This is a genomic window from Fructilactobacillus sp. X7R7C1 (assembly GCF_059901065.1).
In genome coordinates this window covers 513,646-534,734 of the sequence record NZ_JBWXVF010000001.1, presented here as the reverse complement: position 1 = coordinate 534,734, position 21,089 = coordinate 513,646, and the positions used below count along the sequence as shown (strand labels likewise).

The following is a 21,089-nucleotide window of genomic DNA, read 5'->3' as shown; positions in this document are numbered from 1 at the left end:
TAGAAAAAGACGTGTCAATAAGACTTCAATTAATTTCCGTACTTTTTGGTGGAGGTTTTGTTGATGATAATTTATTGGTTTATTGTAGGGAGCATCGTTGGATCTTTTATAAACGTTATGGTTGATCGAACCATTACGCACGAAAACTTTGTCTTCGGTCATTCTAAGTGTAGTAACTGTGGCAAGTTTCTAAAATGGTACGAACTCATTCCAATCGTGAGTTACATGATTCAATTCGGAAGGTGTCGGACATGTTCAACTCGATTACCACTTTATTTACTGTATTTTGAAGTAACCGGGGCCACCGCTTTTACCATATTTCCACCTGTTTGTTTGGATAACATCGAAAATTTATTGCTACTTTTAGTCATGCAGGTTATGGCAGCTTTTGATTTGTTAACCTACCATTTCCCTGCGGCATATTCACTTATTGCAGTAATGATAGCTCTTATAATTTCTAATCCTCCAACAAAGATGACTGGAATTTATATTATTGGATATTTAATATTGATAATAATAAATCATTACTTCCATTTCATTGGCAACGGGGATTTGGATCTATTCTTGATCCTTTTAATTGCATACGGAATTACGGTTACCAATCTAGTAGTTTTAACCGGGTCAATCATAGCGATCATTTATGCCATCTTATTTAAAAAACGTGCGATTGCTTTTATTCCATTCATTTACATTGCCACTCTAATTATATTAATTTGGTTTGCTTAAAGTTAAAAATTAAATTATGATTAACGTAATAAGTAAAGTTCTAATATATAGTCGTAATGGGTCGACAGTCTCTACTTGGAACCATAATTCCAAACTATTAGGAAAAAGACCCCAAACTTCTATGTTAGGGTCTTTTTGAATAGGAGATTATATTATTATGAAAGAATTAGAAAAAGCAATCAAGGAGAAAGGACAGGTTCTTCCTGGAAATATCTTAAAGGTCAATTCGTTTTTAAATCATCAAATTGATCCCAATCTGATGTACTCCGTTGGTAAAGAATTTGTCAAACGTTTCTCAAACGATAACATTACTAAGGTAATCACGGTTGAATCATCTGGAATTGCCCCAGCCGTTATGACTGGCCTAGTATTAGGTGTTCCCGTGGTTTTTGCTCGAAAGAAAAAGCCATCAACTTTAAACGATGCAGCCTATTCAGCTGATGTATACTCATACACCAAGCAAAAAACTAATCGCATCTTTATTGAGAAAAAGTTTCTCTCACCTGAAGATAATGTCTTAATCATTGATGATTTCTTAGCAAACGGCGAAGCCACTAAAGGGATGATTAAGATCGTTGAAGCAGCTCAAGCCAATCTAGTTGGAGTCGGCATTGTAATTGAAAAATCATTTCAACCTGGCGCTAAGTGGATCAAGGATCATGGAATCCACTTAGAATCGCTTGCTCATATTTCATCCCTTGATAATAATGAAGTAAGTTTTAAAAAAGATTGATTAATATGTATCAAAAAGGGAGTTCATCATTGATGAACTCCCTTTTTAGTTTAATAACTAGTTTTTACTTGAATCTTTTTGTTGCATTTCTTTTTCGACATCACTTAATGAAGTAACACCCTTGGTATCAGTCTTACCCTCTTCTTCTGGTTCAATGTTTTCATATTTCCCAACACCAGTACCAGCAGGTAATAACTTACCAATGATAACATTTTCCTTCAAACCAACTAATGGATCAACTTTACCACGAATTGCGGCATCAGTAAGAACACGAGTGGTTTCCTGGAATGATGCAGCAGACAAGAAACTATTAGTCTCAAGTGCAGCCTTAGTAATTCCAAGTAATACCGGACGGGCCGTTGCGGGTGTTTTACCACTAATCACAGCATCCTTATTACGATCCTTGAAATCATCAATATCCATCAAAGTACCAGGGAGGATGTCAGTGTCACCTGGGTCCATAACACGAACCTTACGCAACATCTGTCTTACCATGATCTCGGCATGCTTATCGTTAACTTCAACACCCTGTCTTCTATAAACTTCTTGAACCGCAGTTAACAAGTAAGTTTCAGTTGACAAAACATCTCGAACTTTAAGCAATTCCTTAGGATCAATTGAACCTTCGTTCAAAGCATCACCACGACGAACCTGATCGCCTTCTGAAACCTTCATTCGGGCCTTAATTGGAACCTTATATTTACGAGTATCGGACTTCCCTTTAATGGTAACTTCCTTGATACCTTCAGCAGGATCTTCTTCAATTAATTCAACCGTACCAGTAACTTCACTGATGATTGCCTTACCTTTAGGATTACGTGCTTCCATAATTTCCTGAACACGAGGAAGTCCTTGGGTAATATCTGAACTACTTGCAACACCACCGGTATGGAAAGTACGAAGAGTTAACTGAGTACCTGGTTCACCAATTGATTGGGCCGCAATGGTACCAACAGCTTCACCAACCTCAACTTCGTCACCAGTAGCAAGGTTTCGACCATAACACTTCTCACAAACACCATGAGCAGTATTGCATGTGAAGGCGGAACGAATTTCAACTGAATCAATTCCAGCGTCCACAATTTCTTGAGCAACGTCTTCATCGATCATTTCATTCTTTTTAACAATCACTTTACCAGTCTTAGGGTTCTTAACGGTCTTCATTGCGTTACGACCAAGGATTCGGTCATACAATGGTTCGATCATTTCGTCCCCTTCGGTAATGGCACGAACAACAAGACCACGGTCAGTTCCACAGTCTTCTTCTCTAACAATGACATCTTGGGCAACATCAACAAGTCGACGAGTCAAGTAACCAGAGTTAGCAGTCTTAAGTGCCGTATCAGTCATACCCTTACGAGCACCGTGGGTTGAAATGAACATTTCCAAGACTGAAAGTCCTTCTTTAAAGTTAGAGGTAATTGGAAGTTCCATGATTTCACCATTAGGTGAAGCCATCAAACCACGCATCCCAGCTAACTGAGTAAAGTTCGAAATGTTACCACGAGCACCAGAATCACTCATCATAAAGATTGGGTTCTGAGGATCGAAGTTTTTCATTAATTTGTTTTGAATTTCGTCTTTGGCGTCATTCCAAACACTAACAACTCGTTCATAACGTTCTTGGTTAGTAATTAAACCACGACGGAATTGTTTAGTGATGGTATCAACTTTCTTATGAGCGTTAGCAACAATTTCTGGCTTTTCCTTTAAATCAGTAATGTCAGAAATACCAACCGTCAAACCAGACTTAGTTGATTTATCATTACCTAAATCTTTGATTCGATCAAGAAGTTCTGAAGTTTCAGTAACTTGGTATTGACTATAAACTTCAGCAATGATGTCACTTAAAAAGCCCTTCTTAAACGGTTTAACCAATTCAGCGTTCTTCAAGTGTTCATGAATGTCTTCACCAGGCTTCAAGAAATACTTATCAGGAACGTATCCGTGCAAGTTAGTTGAAGTTGGTTCGTTCAAATAGGTAAATTTCTTTGGAAGAATCCCATTGAAAATAACCTTTCCAACCGTCGTTACTAAAATCTTATCCTTTTGATCGTCAGTAAACGGTTTGTCTGGGAAGGCGCTCGCTGGAATACCAATTCTGGTATGCCAATGAACCTTTCCATCACGGTAAGCTAATTCAACTTCATCAGGATCGTTGAATACCATTCCTTCACCTTCAGCCCCTGCTTCTTCAAGGGTTAAATAGTAGTTACCAATAACCATATCCTGTGAAGGAGTAACAACTGGTTTACCATCTTTAGGAGCCAAAATGTGTCCAGCAGCAGCCATCAATAATCTTGATTCAGCTTGAGCCTCATCAGATAGTGGAACGTGAATGGCCATTTGGTCACCATCAAAGTCAGCGTTATACGCAGCACAAACTAATGGATGCAAACGCATTGATTTCCCACTAACCAAAACTGGTTCAAAAGCCTGAATTCCAAGTCGATGCAAAGTAGGAGCACGGTTCAAAAGAACTGGATGTTCCTTAATGACATCAGGGAGAACTTCAAAGACAGCGTCGTCTTGACGTTCGATCTGACGTTTAGCGTTTTTAATGTTAGAAGCTAGACCACGTTTTACTAGCGCATGCATAATGAAGGGTTTAAATAATTCCAATGCCATTGATACTGGAAGCCCCATCTGACTTAGTTTTAAATTAGGACCAACGTCAATAACTGAACGACCAGAATAATCAACACGCTTACCTAACAAATTCTGTCTGAATCGACCTTGTTTACCCTTTAATAGGTGAGAAAGTGATTTAAGGGGACGGTTACCAGGTCCTGCAACAGGACGACCACGACGACCATTATCAATCAAAGCGTCGACAGCTTCCTGGAGCATTCTCTTTTCGTTTTGAACAATAATGCCAGGAGCGTTCAGGTCTAACAATCGTTTTAATCGGTTATTTCGGTTAATAACCCGACGATATAAATCATTTAAATCAGAAGTAGCAAAACGACCACCTTCAAGTTGAACCATTGGTCGCAAGTCAGGCGGCATAACTGGAATTGCATCCATTACCATCCATGACAACTGATTGCCAGAAGTAGCAAAGGCCTCAAGAATATCTAGACGACGAACTGCACGAGTTCGCTTTTGTCCCGTTGCTTTCTTAAGCGTATCTTTTAACTCTTTGACTTCTTTATCGATGTCAACGTCGTTTAATAAAGTTCTGATAGCTTCCGCACCAATTTCAGCGTGGAAACGATTGCCGTATTCACGCTTTTTGTCACGGTATTCTTGTTCTGAAAGCAACTGCTTCTTCTCCATTGGTGTGTTACCTGGATCGGTAACAACGTATGAAGCAAAGTAGATGATTTCTTCAAGAGCCCGTGGACTCATGTCAAGAACTAGTCCCATTCGACTAGGGATTCCCTTGAAATACCAAATGTGGGTTACAGGAGCTGCTAATTCGATGTGTCCCATTCGTTCACGTCTAACTTTTGAACGAGTGACTTCAACACCACAGCGATCACAAACGATGCCCTTATATCTGACACCCTTGTATTTTCCACAGGCACATTTCCAGTCCTTAGTTGGACCAAAAATTCTTTCATCAAACAATCCATCCTTTTCAGGCTTTAAAGTTCGATAGTTAATCGTTTCTGGTTTTTTAACTTCTCCATATGACCAACTACGAATGGTCTCAGGTGAAGCTAAACCAATTTGCATACTTTTGAATTTATTAACATCAACCATTGGCGTACCCTCCTTTATTATTTATTGTCGTCATTTGTATCATTTTTTGAGTCGGCATCAGATGAAGTTGGAGTTTGTTTCTCATTTTCATCTTTCTTTTCTTTATCCTTCTCATTTTTATCATCTTGTTTTTGAGCAAACTTACTCAATGCGTTCACGTTAACAACGTCTTCGTCATCGTCCATGTCACGCAAATCAATTTGTTTGTTTTCGGCATCGAGAACCTTCATGTCCAGTCCCAATGCTTGTAATTCTTTAACTAATACTCGGAATGACTCAGGAACACCTGGTTTAGGAATTGGATCACCTTTGACAATTGCTTCGTAGGTCTTAACCCGTCCGACAACATCATCTGACTTGTAAGTCAAGATTTCTTGGAGGGTGTGTGCGGCACCATAAGCTTCAAGAGCCCAAACTTCCATTTCACCAAAACGCTGTCCACCAAACTGAGCTTTACCACCAAGTGGTTGTTGCGTAACTAGTGAGTAAGGTCCAATGGCTCTTGCATGAATCTTGTCTTCAGCCATATGGTTAAGTTTCAAGTAACCCATAACTCCAACAGCAATTCGTTTGTCAAATGGTTCACCGGTTCTACCATCATACAGAACCGTCTTACCATCAGCTGGCATACCAGCTTCCTTTAAAGCGTCGGTAATATCTTCACTACGAGCACCATCAAAGACTGGGGTGGCAACGTGAATTCCAAGCTTCTTAGCAGCCATTCCAAGATGCAATTCAAGCACCTGTCCAATGTTCATCCGTGATGGAACACCCATGGGGCTCAATAAGATGTCGATTGGGGTACCATCTGGCATATATGGCATGTCTTCTTCAGGAATAATGACGGAAACAGTACCTTTATTACCATGTTTTCCAGCCATCTTATCTCCAACTTGAAGTTTACGTTTCTGGGCAATGTAAACTCGAACCATCTTGTTTACACCGGGCTTTAATTCATCGCCGTTTTCCCTAGTAAAGACTTTAACGTCTTGAACAATTCCACCGGCACCATGAGGTACTCGAAGTGACGTGTCACGAACTTCTCGAGCCTTTTCACCAAAGATAGCGTGAAGTAGTCGCTCTTCAGAAGATAATTCAGTAACACCCTTAGGGGTTACCTTACCAACCAAAATATCGTTGTCATGAACTTCGGCACCGACTCTAATAATTCCATCTTCGTCAAGATCCTTTAGTGCATCTTCACCAACGTTAGGAATTTCTCTAGTCATTTCTTCAGGTCCCAGTTTGGTATCTCTAGTTTCTGACTCATACTCTTCAATATGAATTGAAGTGTAAGCATCATCTTTAACTAGTCGTTCGGAAATGGCAATGGCATCTTCAAAGTTATAACCCTGCCATGTCATAAAGGCAACGGTTGGGTTTTGACCTAAGGCCAATTCACCATTTTCCATTGCTGGGCCATCAGCGATAATTTCATCGGCATCAACATGATCTCCAATTTTTACAATTGGAGTTTGGTTATAGTTTTTACCACCGTTAGAACGCATAAATTTCATCAATTTGTACGTATCTAAAGTGCCATTATCACGTCTTACCCGAATTTCTCTTGCATCAACATATTCAACGGTTCCAGGATACTTAGCAATCTTAGCAACTCCAGAATCATGAGCAGCTTGATATTCCATCCCAGTTCCCACAAGTGGTGCGTGTGGTCTGATCAAAGGAACAGCCTGACGCTGCATGTTAGCACCCATTAGGGCCCGGTTTGAGTCATCATTTTCTAGGAACGGAATACATGCCGTTGCCACCGCAACAACTTGCTTTGGTGAAACGTCCATGTAGTCAACGTTCTTTGAATTAGTTTCAACGTATTGGGACTTATCACGTGCCATAACTTGATCGTCTTGAAAGGTTGCGTCTTCATTTAATGGAGAGTTCGCCTGCGCAATCACGTATTTATCTTCATCATTAGCAGTTAGGTAATCAATCTTGTCGGTAACCTTATGAGTAGTCCAATCAACACGACGGTATGGGGTTTCGATAAATCCATACTTGTTAACCCGAGCATAACTTGAAAGTGAGTTAATCAATCCAATGTTAGGACCTTCGGGAGTTTCAATTGGACAAATTCGACCATAGTGAGTGTAGTTAACATCACGAACTTCATATCCAGCACGGTCTCTAGTAATACCACCAGGTCCTAAAGCAGATAATCGACGTTTATGGGTCAATTCACCTAACGGGTTCGTTTGATCCATGAATTGTGAAAGCTGTGATGAACCAAAGAATTCTTTAACAGAGGCCACCACTGGTCTAATATTAATTAGTTGTTGTGGCGTTACCGTTGAAGCATCCTGAATGGACATTCTTTCTCTAACAACTCGTTCCATCCGTGAAAGACCAATTCGGAATTGGTTTTGAAGTAATTCACCAACTGATCGAACACGACGGTTCCCCAAGTGGTCAATATCATCAACAGATCCAATTCCCTCTTGAAGATCCAAGAAGTAATTGATTTCAGCCAAGATGTCCGCTGGGGTAATGTGTTTATAGTCCAGATCAATATTGTCATTACCAATTACAGGAACGACTTTGTCTGGATCTGTATTTGAATATACTTTAATTACTTGAACAGTAACTGGATCAGTTACGACAGCTTGATCGGAAGGATTAAAGGTGTAAGCCTTAAAATCTTTGTTAGCCAAGTACGGCTTCAACTTTTCCATCAATTCTTTGTCAATCACATCACCTTTGTTAGCGATGATTTCACCAGTATCTGGGTCAGCAAGGGTTTCGGCCAAAGCTAATCCCATTAAACGAGTCTTCATGCTCAGTTTTTGGTTTGTCTTGTAACGACCAACTGGTGCCATGTCGTAACGTTTTGGATCAAAGAATCTTTGGGTTAACAAGTTTCTTGCTGACTCAGCTGTCTTTGGTTCACCCGGACGCAAGCGTTCGTAAATATCCTTTAATGATTCCTCAACACGAGAATCATCGGCATCTTTATGAACGTCTTTTTCAAGGGTAAGTGAGAGACTATCATTAGTATTTCCAAAAATCTCAGTAATTTCATCATCTGATCCAAAACCAAGGGCACGAACTAATTCAGTCAAAGGAATCTTTCTAGTACGATCAATTCGAACGTATGAAATATTCTTCGCATCAGTTTCAAATTCCATCCAAGCACCACGGTTGGGGATCACAGTTGAACTGTAAATTTCACGACCATTTTTGTCGAGATCTTTATGGTAATAAACACCTGGTGATCGCACTAATTGAGAAACGATAACACGCTCTGCACCGTTAATGATGAAAGTTCCTTGGTCAGTCATAAGTGGAAAGTCACCAAAGAAAACATCTTGAGTCTTAATCTCACCGGTTTCATGGTTGGTTAACTTGAGAGTAACGTGTAATGGGGCTGAATAATTTGCCTCATGAGCACGTGCTTCATCAACCGTGTACTTAGGTTCCAATAGTTTATAATCAACGAAATCTAGTGAAAGCTTTCCCTGAAAATCCTCAATTGGCATAATATCTTTAAACATTTGACGCAAACCTTCGTCTAAGAACCAGTTATAAGAATTTGTTTGAATCTCAATCAAATTTGGAAGATCCAATACCTTCTTAATTCTGGAATAACTTCTACGGGTCCTGTGTTTTCCATACTTTACAATGTGTCCTGCCAAGTTATTCACCTCTCCCTAAAATTCCACGAAAAAGAAATGTTACGTTTTTGTTACAAAAAGCCATATTGCTGGTTTTTGAGCAAAAAAAATCCAAAAATAAGATCTAAATCTTACTTTTGGTTCTTATAAACGCCATCACGGACAATAGATCGCAACGACTCATTTCAATTCCCAGTTGCATACTCTACATATAATACAAAGAATCAAAGTAAAAGTCAATTAATATGCACAAAAACTCTCAGTAAAAATTTACTGAGAGTTTTAACGTTATTTACTTAGAATTTCTTCTTTGGGATTCTTAACTTCACGTCTATTGATCGTAATCTTGTTTTTATGCGCACCGATCGTAATCTGATCACCGGGTTTGAACTTGCCCGCTAGCAAGTCTTCACTCAATGGATCTTCAACTTTATCCTGCAAAGCTCTTCGAATTGGTCGAGCACCATAGGTTGGATTGTAGCCAACTTCAGCAACTAAATCAATGGCAGCTGGAGTCATTCTAACTTTGTAACCTAATCCATTGGCACGATCAATCAGTTCTTGAGACATTAACTTAACGATCCGGTGTAATTCTGACTTAGTCAAGGAATGGAAGATCACCGTATCATCAATTCGGTTCAAGAATTCTGGTTTAAAGAATTTCTTCAACTGTTCTTGAATCGTGGCCTTCATAGCATCGTAATTATCATCATTACCCGATTTTTCAGCGGCAAATCCAACGGTGTTCTTGTATTGCAGCTCTGTAGCACCAATGTTGGAAGTCATAATGATAACCGTGTTTCGAAAGTCTACCTTTCGGCCCTTGGCATCGGTTAAGTACCCATCATCTAGAACCTGAAGTAGCAAGTTAAAGACGTCAGGATGAGCCTTTTCAACCTCATCAAGTAGAACAACTGAGTAGGGATGCTTTCGAACTTTTTCGGTAAGTTGACCACCTTCATCATAGCCAACGTAACCAGGGGCAGACCCAACCATTCGACTAGTCGAATATTTTTCCATGAATTCACTCATGTCAACTCTGATCATGTCATCTTCTGAGCCAAACATTGCTTTTGCCAAATCCTTGGCAAGTTCAGTTTTACCAACTCCGGTTGGTCCAAGAAACATGAACGATCCAATGGGACGATTGGGATCTTTAAGTCCACTTCGTGCCCGACGAATTGCTCTTGCAACCGCTGAGACAGCTTCATCTTGTCCCACAACTCGTTCGTGTAAAATCTTTTCCAAGTTTACCAAACGCTTCTTGTCAGACTGTTTCAAATGAGTAACGGGAATCCCGGTCCATTCAGAAACAATTTGAGCAATATCTTCAGCATTTTCTTTTAATTGATAATTATGGGTCTTGTTAGCGTCATTTTCTTTAATGCGCTGTTTTTGGGTTAAATCAGCAATCTCTTTTTGTAACTTTTGTTCTTGCTTACGAATTGAAACCGCATCTTCAAAGCGCTGTTCCTCAATGGCTTTGTCCTTATCATTTTTAACGGAACTAAGTTTTGATTCAGCGCTTGCTAACTTGTCATCTTTTCCAGTTGAATCCAGTCTAACTTTAGCTGCACCTTCATCCATCAAGTCAATTGCTTTGTCAGGAAGGTAACGATCACTAATGTAACGACTAGATAAATCAACGGCTGCATTAATGGCATCATCGGTGATTTGAACGTGATGGTGTTCTTCGTATTTGGGACGTAATCCCTTAAGAATCTTACGTGATTCATCCTTACTTGGTTCTTCAACTTCAACCGTTGCAAAACGACGTTCTAATGCTTCATCAGATTCAATGTACTTCTGATATTCATCTAAGGTAGTAGCACCAATAACTTGAACCTGACCACGAGCAAGAGATGGCTTTAAAATATTTGAAGCATCAACTGATCCCTCAGTTCCACCAGCACCAATCAAGGTATGCAACTCATCAATAAAGAGAATGACATTGCCACTATCTTCGACTTCCTTTAAGACCTTCTTTAAACGATCTTCAAATTGGCCACGATACTTAGTGCCAGCAACCAGTGATCCCATGTCTAATTCCATTACCCGCTTATTTTGCATATCCGCAGGAACAGATTTATTCACAATTTTTTCCGCTAAACCTTCAGCAATGGCAGTCTTACCAACACCGGGTTCACCAATTAAAACTGGATTATTTTTAGTTCTTCGGCTTAAAACCTGGATGACACGACGAACTTCAGCGGTGCGTCCAACCACTGGATCGAGCTGATTATCTCGAGCAGCTTTAGTCAAATCACGTGCCAGTGAATCTAAAGTTGGAGTTTCACTTTGTTCTGACTCACCATTCGAATTATTTTCAGAAGCCATATTAGTATCTGCAACCCCCATCTTTCGGATCGTTACTTTTCGAACTTGTTCTGGGCTAACTCCCAAGTTAGTCAAAATTCTTGAAGAGAGCATCGCATCATCACTAGTTAAAGCTAGCAAAATGTGCTCAGTACCCACTTTAGTTGATCCATACTGCTTGGCAATCTTTCCAGCTAAAGCTAAAATTTCTTTCATCTTTGGAGAATACGGCAGATACGTGTTTCCATCGACCTTTAAATTACCGTATCCAGCCAACTGCTCAATTTCTTCTCTAACGTCCGCCTCGCTGACGGCAAGTTGTTGGAGAGTTTGATAAGCAATCCCATTCTTCTCAATGGTAAGTGCCAGTAACATGTGTTCGGTTCCAACAGCTTGGTGCTGGAAACTCTTAGCTTGTTCTTGGGCAATTACCAAAACGTTTTTTGCACTAGGGGTAAATAAATTATGCATATGCAAATCTCCCTTCATTTCTCTTTAAATCATAATCCATAATCAAACTAACACTCATATTTAAGCCGGTAAAGTAAAGCCTCTAAAACACTCGCTCTAACCTGATATTCCATTGCTTGATCAGGGAGCCTAATTGCCTCTTTCTTTAAAATAGCAGCAATCATGTTCTCCTCTTTCTCGGTAATGACTCCATTAGCATATAAGGTGGTTAAAATTGATTCTTCATCCTTTTCGGAAATTTCATCACCAATTGAATCAATCAAACTGTCTAGGACATCCGAATTATCCATTAAGTTGATTTTTTCAATCCTGATGTAACCACCACCACCACGTTTGCTCTCAACTAAATAACCATTACGCAACGTAAAACGTGTTTTAATTACATAGTTAATTTGCGAGGGCACCACGTCAAAATGATTGGCAATGTCTGATCGACGAATTTCGACTCGTTCTTGATCATTATCACCTAGCATATCCTTCAAATAATCTTCAATAATGTCCGATATATTACGGCTTGCCATAAACTCATCTCATCTCTGACTAATGTTGACTATTATTATACAAAGAAGATTTGTAAATTCCAAGTAAATACTCTTGGAAACCAAGGTAATAAAAAAATCGGGAAAACAAGATTCGAACTTGCGACCTCCACGTCCCGAACGTGGCGCTCTACCAAGCTGAGCTATTTCCCGATGCTTAAATATTAAAAAGTATATAAAAATCGGGAAGACAGGATTCGAACCTGCGACCCCCTGGTCCCAAACCAGGTGCTCTACCAAGCTGAGCTACTTCCCGATGAATGCACCTAGTAGGAGTCGAACCTACAACCTTCTGATTCGTAGTCAGACACTCTATCCAATTGCGCTATAGGTGCATATAAGCATTAAACGTTCACATTCATCAGCGAACATATATTATTATACCAGAAGTATCCGATTTTGGAAAAGAAAAATAAAAAAATAACCAGAAACATCTGGTTATTTTCACCACCACAATAGCACGCCCACTACTACGATAATCGTAACGACTAGAATCGAAACATAAAGCCACTCGTTTTTTAATTTGGAATCGTTTTTAACGTTAATCCGAATGTCATGACGTTTAGAAACGTGCTTTTTATTATTTAATTTGGGATCATCGATAATCTTTAAGAAGGTCTGTTGGGCGGACTTCCCTTTGGGATGCTTGAATTTAAAGTACTCACCATCAGGCTTTAAAAAACTCCCATCCACATCATCTTGAGCGTAAATGTCGATGATGTTTAAAAGCTGTTGTTTTAGTTTTGGATCAAGAATTGGCGCCGCTAGCTCGACACGGTTATCCATGTTTCTTGTCATTAAATCAGCAGAAGATATCCACAATTTAGAATCATCCTGAGTGAAGAATCCATAAATTCGACTATGTTCCAAAAACTCACCAACAATGCTTGAAACCACGATTTTTTCTTTTTTCCCGCAAATTCCAAGTTTAAGACAGCAAGCTCCTCTAACAACGAGCCTAAATGGTACACCCACTCTGGCCGCATCATAAATGGCTGAAATCACTTCTACATCAGTCAACGAGTTAATCTTTAAAAAGACTGCTCCTTTGCCGGTTCTTAAATAACTTTCTTTAACTTCCTGGATCCCATCAATCACTTGATCTTGAATTTGATGGGGAGAAGCTGATAAAACCTGATAACTGGGTTGAGCGGCATCTGGAGCTTGCAAGTAATCGAAAAATTTTGATAGGTCTTGAACATAATCATCCTTACTGGTAAAGAAACTGAGATCAACAAATCCCTTCGCAGTTTGCATGTTGTAGTTTCCCGTTCCAACCTGGATATAGCCCTTGGGGTGATTGCCCTCTTTTGTTAACACCAAACAAGTTTTACTATGAACTTTCATGTCTTTTTTTCCAAAAATAACATGAACACCAGCATTCTTCAGTTTTTCAGTTACTTTCAAGTTGTTCTTTTCATCAAAACGAGCTCTTAATTCAACCACAACGGTGGTTTTAATTCCCTTTTGAGCGGCTTTTGCTAGTAAATCAACCACTTCAGAGTGTTTTGAAACCCGATACAGGGTTTGTTTAATCGCAACAGTTTTAGGATTTTCGACCGCTTCTTTTAAGAACTGCAAAAACTGACTAAACGAATCATATGGATATTGGATAAGGAGATCCTTTTGATCCAAGTACGAAAGGATTGAGGCGGAAGTCGGCCAAGTTCGAGGATTAAATTTTGCGTAACAATATTCTGGATAATCAGGTGAATACTTACTGACGATCTCAAATAGATAAGTTAAATCAACCGGACCAGGAATCTTAAAAATAGCATTCTTTTCAATCTTAAACTTGTCAATAAAATCATTTAAGAAATCATCGTCAGTATTACCATCAAATTCCTCAACTTCAAATCGGGTTACCTTTCCTTTTTCCCGGTCAACAAGATACTGACGCATCCGAGAAATTGTTTCAAAATTATTATCCTCTTTTTCAACATCTAAGGTGGCATCAAGGTCTCTCGTCACTCTAAAGACGACCGTTCCAGTAATTTCTTTTCCATTAAAGAGACGCTTGAGGTTATGATTAATCAAATCTTCAAGTAAGATATACGTATCAATCCCGTTCGATTTAACCGAAAGCAAGCGGTTAAACTTAGAAGGAATGGGAATAATCCGAATGGCTTTTTTATCATCACCTTTGACTAAGACGCCAATCGCAATTTGCTTGTTAGAAAGAAACTTTAAATCATAATTTTCATCAAACTCTTTAAAGGAAAGTGATGGTTGAATCTTCTTAATAAAGTATTGATTGACTTGATCCTTTTGTTTGTCATTAAGGTCTGCATAAGACTCAATCGAACAAACATCTCTCTCCTTTAATTCTTGATTTAATTTATCGTAATCATTGTATTGGATCTTAAAATTTTCATCATTACGATCATGAATCTGATCCAGGATCTGGCTATAGTGAAGTCCAGACTTTTTTTCAATCCCATTATCACTAAGCTCCATTTGCCCTTGAACGCTTGGAACCCTGACACTATAAAACTCATCTAAATTATTTGACCCAATTGCTAAAAACTTCAGCTTTTCCAAAAACGGAGTGAACGATTCAGTGGCTAGATTAATCACTCTTCGATTAAATAAAGTCCAACTCAAATCCCGGTTATAGCACGAGTCAACATACTCTTCATTTCTCTTCATGTTATTTCAAATCCTTAATAAACGTATCATAATCAATCTCAACTTGTTTCATGTATTCATTGGCGAACTCAATGAATGACTTTTTGACCTTGTCGCTATTTTTTAGGTACCCGATAATCATCGGAAACGTTGGTGATTGACTGTGTGCCCGTGCAAGTAAGATCACACAAACTAACACGTAATCCTTAAAAGCGTCTAAATCCAACTTATTAAGATTTACTGAGCCCTTCATATCCTTAAACTGACGCACGTAGTAACTCTTATTACTAGTATTAAACCATCCTAAAAATGGGTCCGATGCAGTTTGAAGAATCAGCTGACAATCAACAATATTTTCACCCAATGAATCATTTTTGTTCATACCAATAACATTGTTTTTATAAATTGGAAGGGCTTGCTTAATCTGCAAAACCAAGTAATTATTGTTAGCGTCCTCTAGTAAAACTAAAAAGCAAAGGGTGCCAACACTTCCCACTCCCACACTGTGTCTTACAATATCAACGATCTGGAAGTTAGAGAGAAAGAAACGGATATCACTCTTAGTATGATTGTAGTAACGATCGAGTCCATCACTAATTTTTTGATAATCTTTTTTCCCAATGTGAACCGTAACCGGTTCATTATCAATAAAGCGCCGTTCCCCGTTTTTAAGAACGGTTGTATACTTTTCCACAGCGTAGTCAGAAGTACTTCTAAGGGCCTTGTTAATACTCTTAGCGGTAATTTTTTGAAACGATTTTTTAAAATGCTTCTCACCGTCTTTTAATGTACCAAAAATCTTAGAAATATTTCTGATGGAATTAGGCAATGTCAGTTTATCCATGGCTGGAATCTCCGTCATCCTGACCAAGGCACTACGATAAGCCTCCAAGACATCCCTTAAAAACGGATTAACTTCATTTGTGATGTCAAATCCTTGTTGCTTAGCAACAAGTAAAGCACTTACCAGAAAACGTAATAAGTCATCTTCAAAGTGACCTACGTGAGATTCGTCAAAATCATTTAAATCGAACAAAAGTTGATGCTCTGGAGAACCATAAAAACCAAAGTTGCCAAGGTGAGCGTCACCTGCAATCAACAGATTGATATCACTCATGGGAATAGTACCTAAATCATGGTTCATTAGCTCAACGCTTCCCCGATAAAAAGAAAATGGATTTTTGGCCATTCGTTCTCGTTTTAATCCTAAAAGTCCACTAAGTAGCAGTGAATCACGTTCAGTCAAAATTGGTTTAATGTCCCGCTTTCTAGCTTTGAAATTCCGCATGGCTTCCATGTTGGCATCATTACTCATCTTCTCACCAACATGAATTAATTGATCATCATTCATTGAAACGTCATTAAGTAAAGCACTTACGTTATTAAGCCCATAAGGCGATTTTTTCTCGAGTTTCATATCGCTTCTCCTTTATTTGATCAATCATACCGTTATCGTAATTCTAACTTGCCATGTAAATGGAAATCAACTTATTACCCACATCACAACATCAATTTAACTCTATGATAGCGCTGTCGGACCCGTATTTCTACCTTGAATCAATATTTTAAATAAAAAAGAGAGTCCTAGTAATAGGACTCTCTTACTGTTTTAAATTTTAAATGCCGGGGACCGGGATCGAACCGGTACGGTCATCACTGACCGCAGGATTTTAAGTCCTGTGCGTCTGCCAATTCCGCCACTCCGGCAGTATGATAACAAAAAAAGCGGAAGACGGGATTCGAACCCGCGACCTCCACCATGGCAAGGTGGCGTTCTACCACTGAACTACTTCCGCATATGCCGACTATAGGATTCGAACCTACGACCTCTTCATTACTAGTGAAGCGCTCTAGCCAACTGAGCTAAGTCGGCGAAAAATCAATGCGGGCGAAGGGATTCGAACCCCCACGTCCTAAGACACTAGAACCTAAATCTAGCGCGTCTGCCAGTTCCGCCACGCCCGCATAATAATGTGTTACTGGCAATGAGCCGTGGCGGGTTCGAACCGCCGACCCTCTGATTAAAAGTCAGATGCTCTACCAACTGAGCTAACGGCTCAAATGGAGGATACAGGGATCGAACCTGTGACCTCCTGCTTGTAAGGCAGATGCTCTCCCAGCTGAGCTAATCCTCCATTGATAGATATCATTGCGATAAAGCGCAACGACAACTATTAAATAATATCATTTTGATGTTTAAGCGTCAAGAACAAATTGGTTACGCTTCAACGATCAATTCTTCTCAAACCAGTCATACAACAAGTATTATTATACCGGAATGTCTTATTGATTTCTACTATTTTTGTTAAAATTTTTCATTTTTTACAATCTTCTTCATCCCATGCATATAAGGTTGAAGAACTTCGGGCACATTCACCGTTCCATCTTCATTTTGATAGTTTTCAAGGATAGCTGCAACCGTTCTACCAACGGCTAAGCCAGAACCATTTAACGTATGAACGTACTGCAATTTGCCGTTCTCATCTCTGTACTGAATGTGAGCCCGTCTTGCCTGAAAATCAAGCGTGTTAGAACAACTTGAAATTTCGCGGTACCGATTTTGAGCTGGCATCCATACTTCAAGATCATGAGTTTCAGCGGCAGTGAAGCTCATGTCACTTGACGTTAGCGTGATGACATGATAAGGCAGACCGAGTTTCTGAAGTAATGTCTCTGCTTGATGCGTAATTTCCTTTAAAGCATCCCAAGACTCCTCGGGCTTGGTAAACTGAACCATTTCAACTTTGTTAAACTGATGCAATCGAATTAAGCCCCGGGTATCTTTTCCGGCACTTCCTGCTTCTGATCTAAACGCTGGGGTCAAGGCGGTGAATTTCACTGGTAACTTCTCTTCAGAAATGACTTCGTCGCGATAGAAATTAACCAGTGGAACTTCAGCAGTCGGAATCATGGTCAAGTCACTATCTTTAATCTCAAATCCAGCCTTATTTTCTAGGAATTTAGGAAACTGCCCGGTCCCAAACATTGAATCAGAATTAACCATGTATGGGGGTAAGACTTCGGTGTATCCAGCATCGGTGTTTTGATCCAAATAGAAATTATATACCGCACGTTCTAATTTGGCTCCTGCACCTAGATAGTATACGAAGCGACTTCCTGATACCTTAGCACTTCGCTTGAAATCTAAAATATCTAAGTCTTCGCCAATTTCCCAGTGGGGCTTAGGGGTGAAATCAAACTTCCGTGGTTCACCAATTCGTCTTAACTCTTTTGAACCCTCTTCGGTGAGACTAACGGGAACTTCATCAGCAGGAACATTGGGTAAATGAGCCTCAATATCATGTTGTTCGGCTTTGATAGTTTCTAGCTTTTCATCCAGCGCCTTGATCTCTTTTCCAACTTCACGCATTCTGGTAATTTGATCATTTGCGTCCTCTTTATTGCGCTTGAGCTGTGAAATTTTCTCAGATACCTCATTTCGTTCCGCTTTAAGCGACTCACTTTTAACGATTAGATCACGCCGTTCTGAATCTTTTCTAAGTAAATTGTCAATCACTTCGCCAGGCACATTTCGCTCGGCTAGCTTTCCTTTATACCAGTCTGGATTACTTCTAATCAACTTCATATCTAACATTTTAATTTCCTCCCTTAAAAGACACAAAAAGACCCTCGTCATATTGGGACGAAAGTCTTTTCGCGGTACCACCCAAGTTCCAATTAAGGCACTCGATTAATTAATAACGGTAATTGCCGTGCGGGATTGGCCGCCCGAAATACGTGCTGGAATTTTCAAATGACAATTTTCACCAACATTGTCTCTCTGTGATTCTACTTAATGGGCACGTCACGTTTATTTGTTGCGTCAATTATACAATAATCTCTTAAATTATCCTAATACTTCTTGAATTTTGTCAGAAAGTCTCTTTAAAACTTTGTTTCTGGCGTCCGCATCTTCGACAAAATCATACTTATCCCCGTTAATCCTAATCTTAGGAGATAAGTTATAATCCTCGTACCATTTCGAATATCTCTGGTTTAACTCACGATAATATTCATACAAACTAGCGTCATTATCGATCTGTTCGTATTTTCTTCCACGCTTTTTAATTCTTTTAAGCATCGTATCAAAAGAAATATCAATATAAATCAGTAGGTCCGGTATTTTCTTATATTTACCGTTAGGGATCGGTTCCATCATGTTCTTTAATAAAGAATCATAAATTTGAACTTCTGTTTCAGTTGCTCGACCAAGGTCAGCATTTAGATGAAACAGTAATGAATCTTCAAAGATTGAACGATCCATCACACTGTACTTATCAGAAGAAGCTTCTTTAATGCTGTCCAAACGTTTATTTAAAAAATAAATCTGAAGCAAAAAAGCATACTTTTTTGGGTCTTTGTAAAACAACGGAAGAATCTTATTATCATCAACGGACTCGTAATATGCTGGTGAGTTTAGTTTCTCAGCCAATAATGTCGTTAACGTGGTCTTCCCTGCTCCAATAGTTCCTGATAATACAATCATTTATTTGATCCCCTTAGACTAATTTAAAGAATTTGCAATTGTAATTGTACCATTTAAAAATCATGAATTTAAGACTAGCTTTCATTCTTTTTAATTTCATCCGTATAATCTTCTGAAGGTGAGACATCCACTTTATCGAGAGGAATGATATGGGTATGATGAACAAATTTGTACCCAAAATACAAGATGATAACCAACGGAACACTCATATACGTGACCGCAATCTCAAATAAGTTGAAGTGAGCAAAGGCACCAATATCTTGACCACAAATAACAACGATACACAGGATTAAAGTGATAATTGGACCGACCGGGAACCAAGTCGCATGGTATTTAAGTTCTGAAACTTTGTGTCCTTGTTTTATAAACGCCCTTCTAAACCGATAATGTGAAAGAGCAATCCCGAACCAAGCAATAAATCCAGTCAACCCGGAAGCAGCCACTAACCACATGTAAATCTTAGATCCAAAGATACTTGTCATAAAAGTCAACAACGAAATCACCATGGTTGCTAGGAGCGCTAACACTGGAATTCCACGCTTAGATACTTTGCCAAAAACTTTTGGAGCATAACCTTCATCGGCCATCGAATACAACATTCGCGTTGAGGCATACATCCCAGAGTTGGCTGAAGAAATCACGGAGGTCAAGATGACCGCGTTCATAATACTTGCAGCTCCAGCTAATCCGGCACGTTCAAACACAATCGTGAACGGACTAATGGCAACATCTGAAGCACTTGATCCCAACAAATCGGGACTAGTATATGGAATAATTGCAGCAATCACAACAATTGCCAGAATATAGAATAAAATGATGCGCCAAAATACTTCATGAATCGCTTTTGGAACCGTCTCCCGCGGGTTTTCTGACTCTCCAGCTGTAATTCCAACTAACTCAGTTCCTTGAAATGAGAATCCAGCAATTACGAAAACACTCAGAATGCCGGGAATCCCGTTTACGAAGGGAGCCTGCTTATAGGTAAAGTTCCTCATTCCAATAAAGTGACCACCCATAATTCCAAAAATGGTCAAAATTCCGACGGCTAGAAAGATAAAAATCGTGATCACTTTGATCAAAGACATCCAGAACTCAGTTTCTCCAAACGCCTTGACGGATAAGATGTTAATCAACAAAATCAGTGACAGAGCCGCTAAACTCCAAATCCAACTCGGAAAATGTGGCAGCCAGAATTGCATGACGATTGCCACCGTACTAACGTCAACCGCCACCGTAATTGCCCAGTTAAACCAGTAGTTCCAACCCATTGCAAACCCTAAAGCTGGATCAACGTACTTAGCTGAATATGTAGCAAATGATCCAGAGACTGGCATATTAGTGGCCATTTCTCCCAAACTAGTCATCAAAAAATAAACCATGATTCCCATACATACATATGCTACTAACGCACCACCGGGACCAGCATTGTGAATTGCTCCACCACTAGTCACAAAAAGACCGGTTCCAATACAACCACCAAGGGCGATCATAGACACATGACGAGACTTTAATCCCCGCTTCACCTGTCCGTTTCCATTTTTTTCAGACATAAATTCTCCTCCTAAATAATTAAGAAGAAACCCAATAACAAAACGACAAAGAAAAAGACCCTCTTGAATAACTTCCAAAAGAGTCCACAAATTCTTACTAATCGTAATCTTAGAAAGCTCTCCGTGCAACACACGACAGTCCTTGACTTATTAAATCAAAACCCAACCAATCATTTACCACGTGATCAGTTTCGGCAACTTTCCCTTTCATAAGCCCTCATCGATTAAGTGAATCTCTGGCAAATTACTGATAAAAGTCGCGCCTCTTCTTAGAATTCATATTTCATTATAAGTAAAGTATAAGTG

General features: G+C 39.3%; 11 protein-coding genes, 9 tRNA genes and 2 riboswitches. Of the genes, 2 read left to right on the top strand and 18 right to left on the bottom strand.

The features are described 5' to 3' along the window. Positions 1-63 precede the first annotated feature (63 nt). Both AC6UDC_RS02520 and AC6UDC_RS02515 read left to right on the top strand, forming a co-directional pair. Positions 64-726: a prepilin peptidase gene (locus tag AC6UDC_RS02520; protein WP_500721143.1), complete on the top strand. Its 663-nt coding sequence runs from the start codon at positions 64-66 to the stop codon at positions 724-726. A gap of 21 nt (positions 727-747) precedes the next feature. Continuing rightward, positions 748-843, top strand: a riboswitch (purine riboswitch). Between the two features lie 40 nt (positions 844-883). After that, entirely contained in the window at positions 884-1,459 is a 576-nt protein-coding gene (locus tag AC6UDC_RS02515) for a xanthine phosphoribosyltransferase (RefSeq protein WP_500721141.1), read from the top strand. Positions 1,460-1,516: 57 nt separating this feature from the next. Here AC6UDC_RS02515 and rpoC read toward each other — a convergent pair whose 3' ends face one another. The 18 genes from rpoC to AC6UDC_RS02425 form a co-directional block, all read right to left on the bottom strand. After that, positions 1,517-5,167: a DNA-directed RNA polymerase subunit beta' gene (gene rpoC / locus AC6UDC_RS02510; protein WP_500693538.1), complete on the bottom strand. Its 3,651-nt coding sequence runs from the start codon at positions 5,165-5,167 to the stop codon at positions 1,517-1,519. A 17-nt stretch (positions 5,168-5,184) separates the two neighbouring features. Further along, positions 5,185-8,823 (bottom strand): DNA-directed RNA polymerase subunit beta, encoded by a 3,639-nt coding sequence (gene rpoB / locus AC6UDC_RS02505; RefSeq protein WP_500695232.1) that lies wholly within the window; start codon positions 8,821-8,823, stop codon positions 5,185-5,187. Positions 8,824-9,081: 258 nt separating this feature from the next. Continuing rightward, positions 9,082-11,580: an ATP-dependent Clp protease ATP-binding subunit gene (locus tag AC6UDC_RS02500; protein ID WP_500693536.1), complete on the bottom strand. Its 2,499-nt coding sequence runs from the start codon at positions 11,578-11,580 to the stop codon at positions 9,082-9,084. Positions 11,581-11,627: 47 nt separating this feature from the next. Continuing rightward, the gene (locus AC6UDC_RS02495) at positions 11,628-12,101 is read right to left on the bottom strand and encodes a CtsR family transcriptional regulator (protein ID WP_500693535.1); all 474 of its coding nucleotides are present in this window, start codon (positions 12,099-12,101) and stop codon (positions 11,628-11,630) included. Between the two features lie 97 nt (positions 12,102-12,198). Further along, positions 12,199-12,272: transfer RNA gene (locus AC6UDC_RS02490), tRNA-Pro, on the bottom strand. A 29-nt stretch (positions 12,273-12,301) separates the two neighbouring features. Beyond that, positions 12,302-12,375: transfer RNA gene (locus AC6UDC_RS02485), tRNA-Pro, on the bottom strand. A 5-nt stretch (positions 12,376-12,380) separates the two neighbouring features. Further along, positions 12,381-12,454, bottom strand: a tRNA-Arg gene (locus AC6UDC_RS02480). Positions 12,455-12,563: 109 nt separating this feature from the next. After that, positions 12,564-14,768: a polyphosphate kinase 1 gene (gene ppk1 / locus AC6UDC_RS02475; protein ID WP_500721137.1), complete on the bottom strand. Its 2,205-nt coding sequence runs from the start codon at positions 14,766-14,768 to the stop codon at positions 12,564-12,566. A gap of 1 nt (position 14,769) precedes the next feature. Continuing rightward, positions 14,770-16,164 carry a DUF2252 domain-containing protein gene (locus tag AC6UDC_RS02470; protein ID WP_500693533.1) on the bottom strand — a complete coding sequence of 465 codons (1,395 nt, stop codon included), beginning with the start codon at positions 16,162-16,164 and terminating at the stop codon, positions 14,770-14,772. 204 nt (positions 16,165-16,368) lie between these two features. Then, a tRNA-Leu gene (locus AC6UDC_RS02465) sits at positions 16,369-16,454 on the bottom strand. A 17-nt stretch (positions 16,455-16,471) separates the two neighbouring features. Further along, positions 16,472-16,543, bottom strand: a tRNA-Gly gene (locus tag AC6UDC_RS02460). A gap of 3 nt (positions 16,544-16,546) precedes the next feature. Then, positions 16,547-16,620, bottom strand: a tRNA-Thr gene (locus tag AC6UDC_RS02455). A 10-nt stretch (positions 16,621-16,630) separates the two neighbouring features. Next, positions 16,631-16,712, bottom strand: a tRNA-Leu gene (locus tag AC6UDC_RS02450). 21 nt (positions 16,713-16,733) lie between these two features. Further along, positions 16,734-16,806 (bottom strand) — tRNA-Lys (locus AC6UDC_RS02445). A 3-nt stretch (positions 16,807-16,809) separates the two neighbouring features. After that, a tRNA-Val gene (locus AC6UDC_RS02440) sits at positions 16,810-16,882 on the bottom strand. A 170-nt stretch (positions 16,883-17,052) separates the two neighbouring features. Next, positions 17,053-18,342, bottom strand: coding sequence for a serine--tRNA ligase (serS, locus tag AC6UDC_RS02435; RefSeq protein ID WP_500693532.1), 1,290 nt, complete (start codon positions 18,340-18,342; stop codon positions 17,053-17,055). A 252-nt stretch (positions 18,343-18,594) separates the two neighbouring features. Next, positions 18,595-19,233: a deoxynucleoside kinase gene (locus AC6UDC_RS02430; RefSeq protein ID WP_500696526.1), complete on the bottom strand. Its 639-nt coding sequence runs from the start codon at positions 19,231-19,233 to the stop codon at positions 18,595-18,597. A gap of 74 nt (positions 19,234-19,307) precedes the next feature. Next, a complete protein-coding gene (locus AC6UDC_RS02425; RefSeq protein WP_500696525.1) occupies positions 19,308-20,783 on the bottom strand; it encodes an amino acid permease in 1,476 nt (491 codons plus the stop codon). 106 nt (positions 20,784-20,889) lie between these two features. Beyond that, a riboswitch (Lysine riboswitch) is annotated at positions 20,890-21,059 on the bottom strand. Between the last annotated feature and the right edge of the window lie 30 nt (positions 21,060-21,089).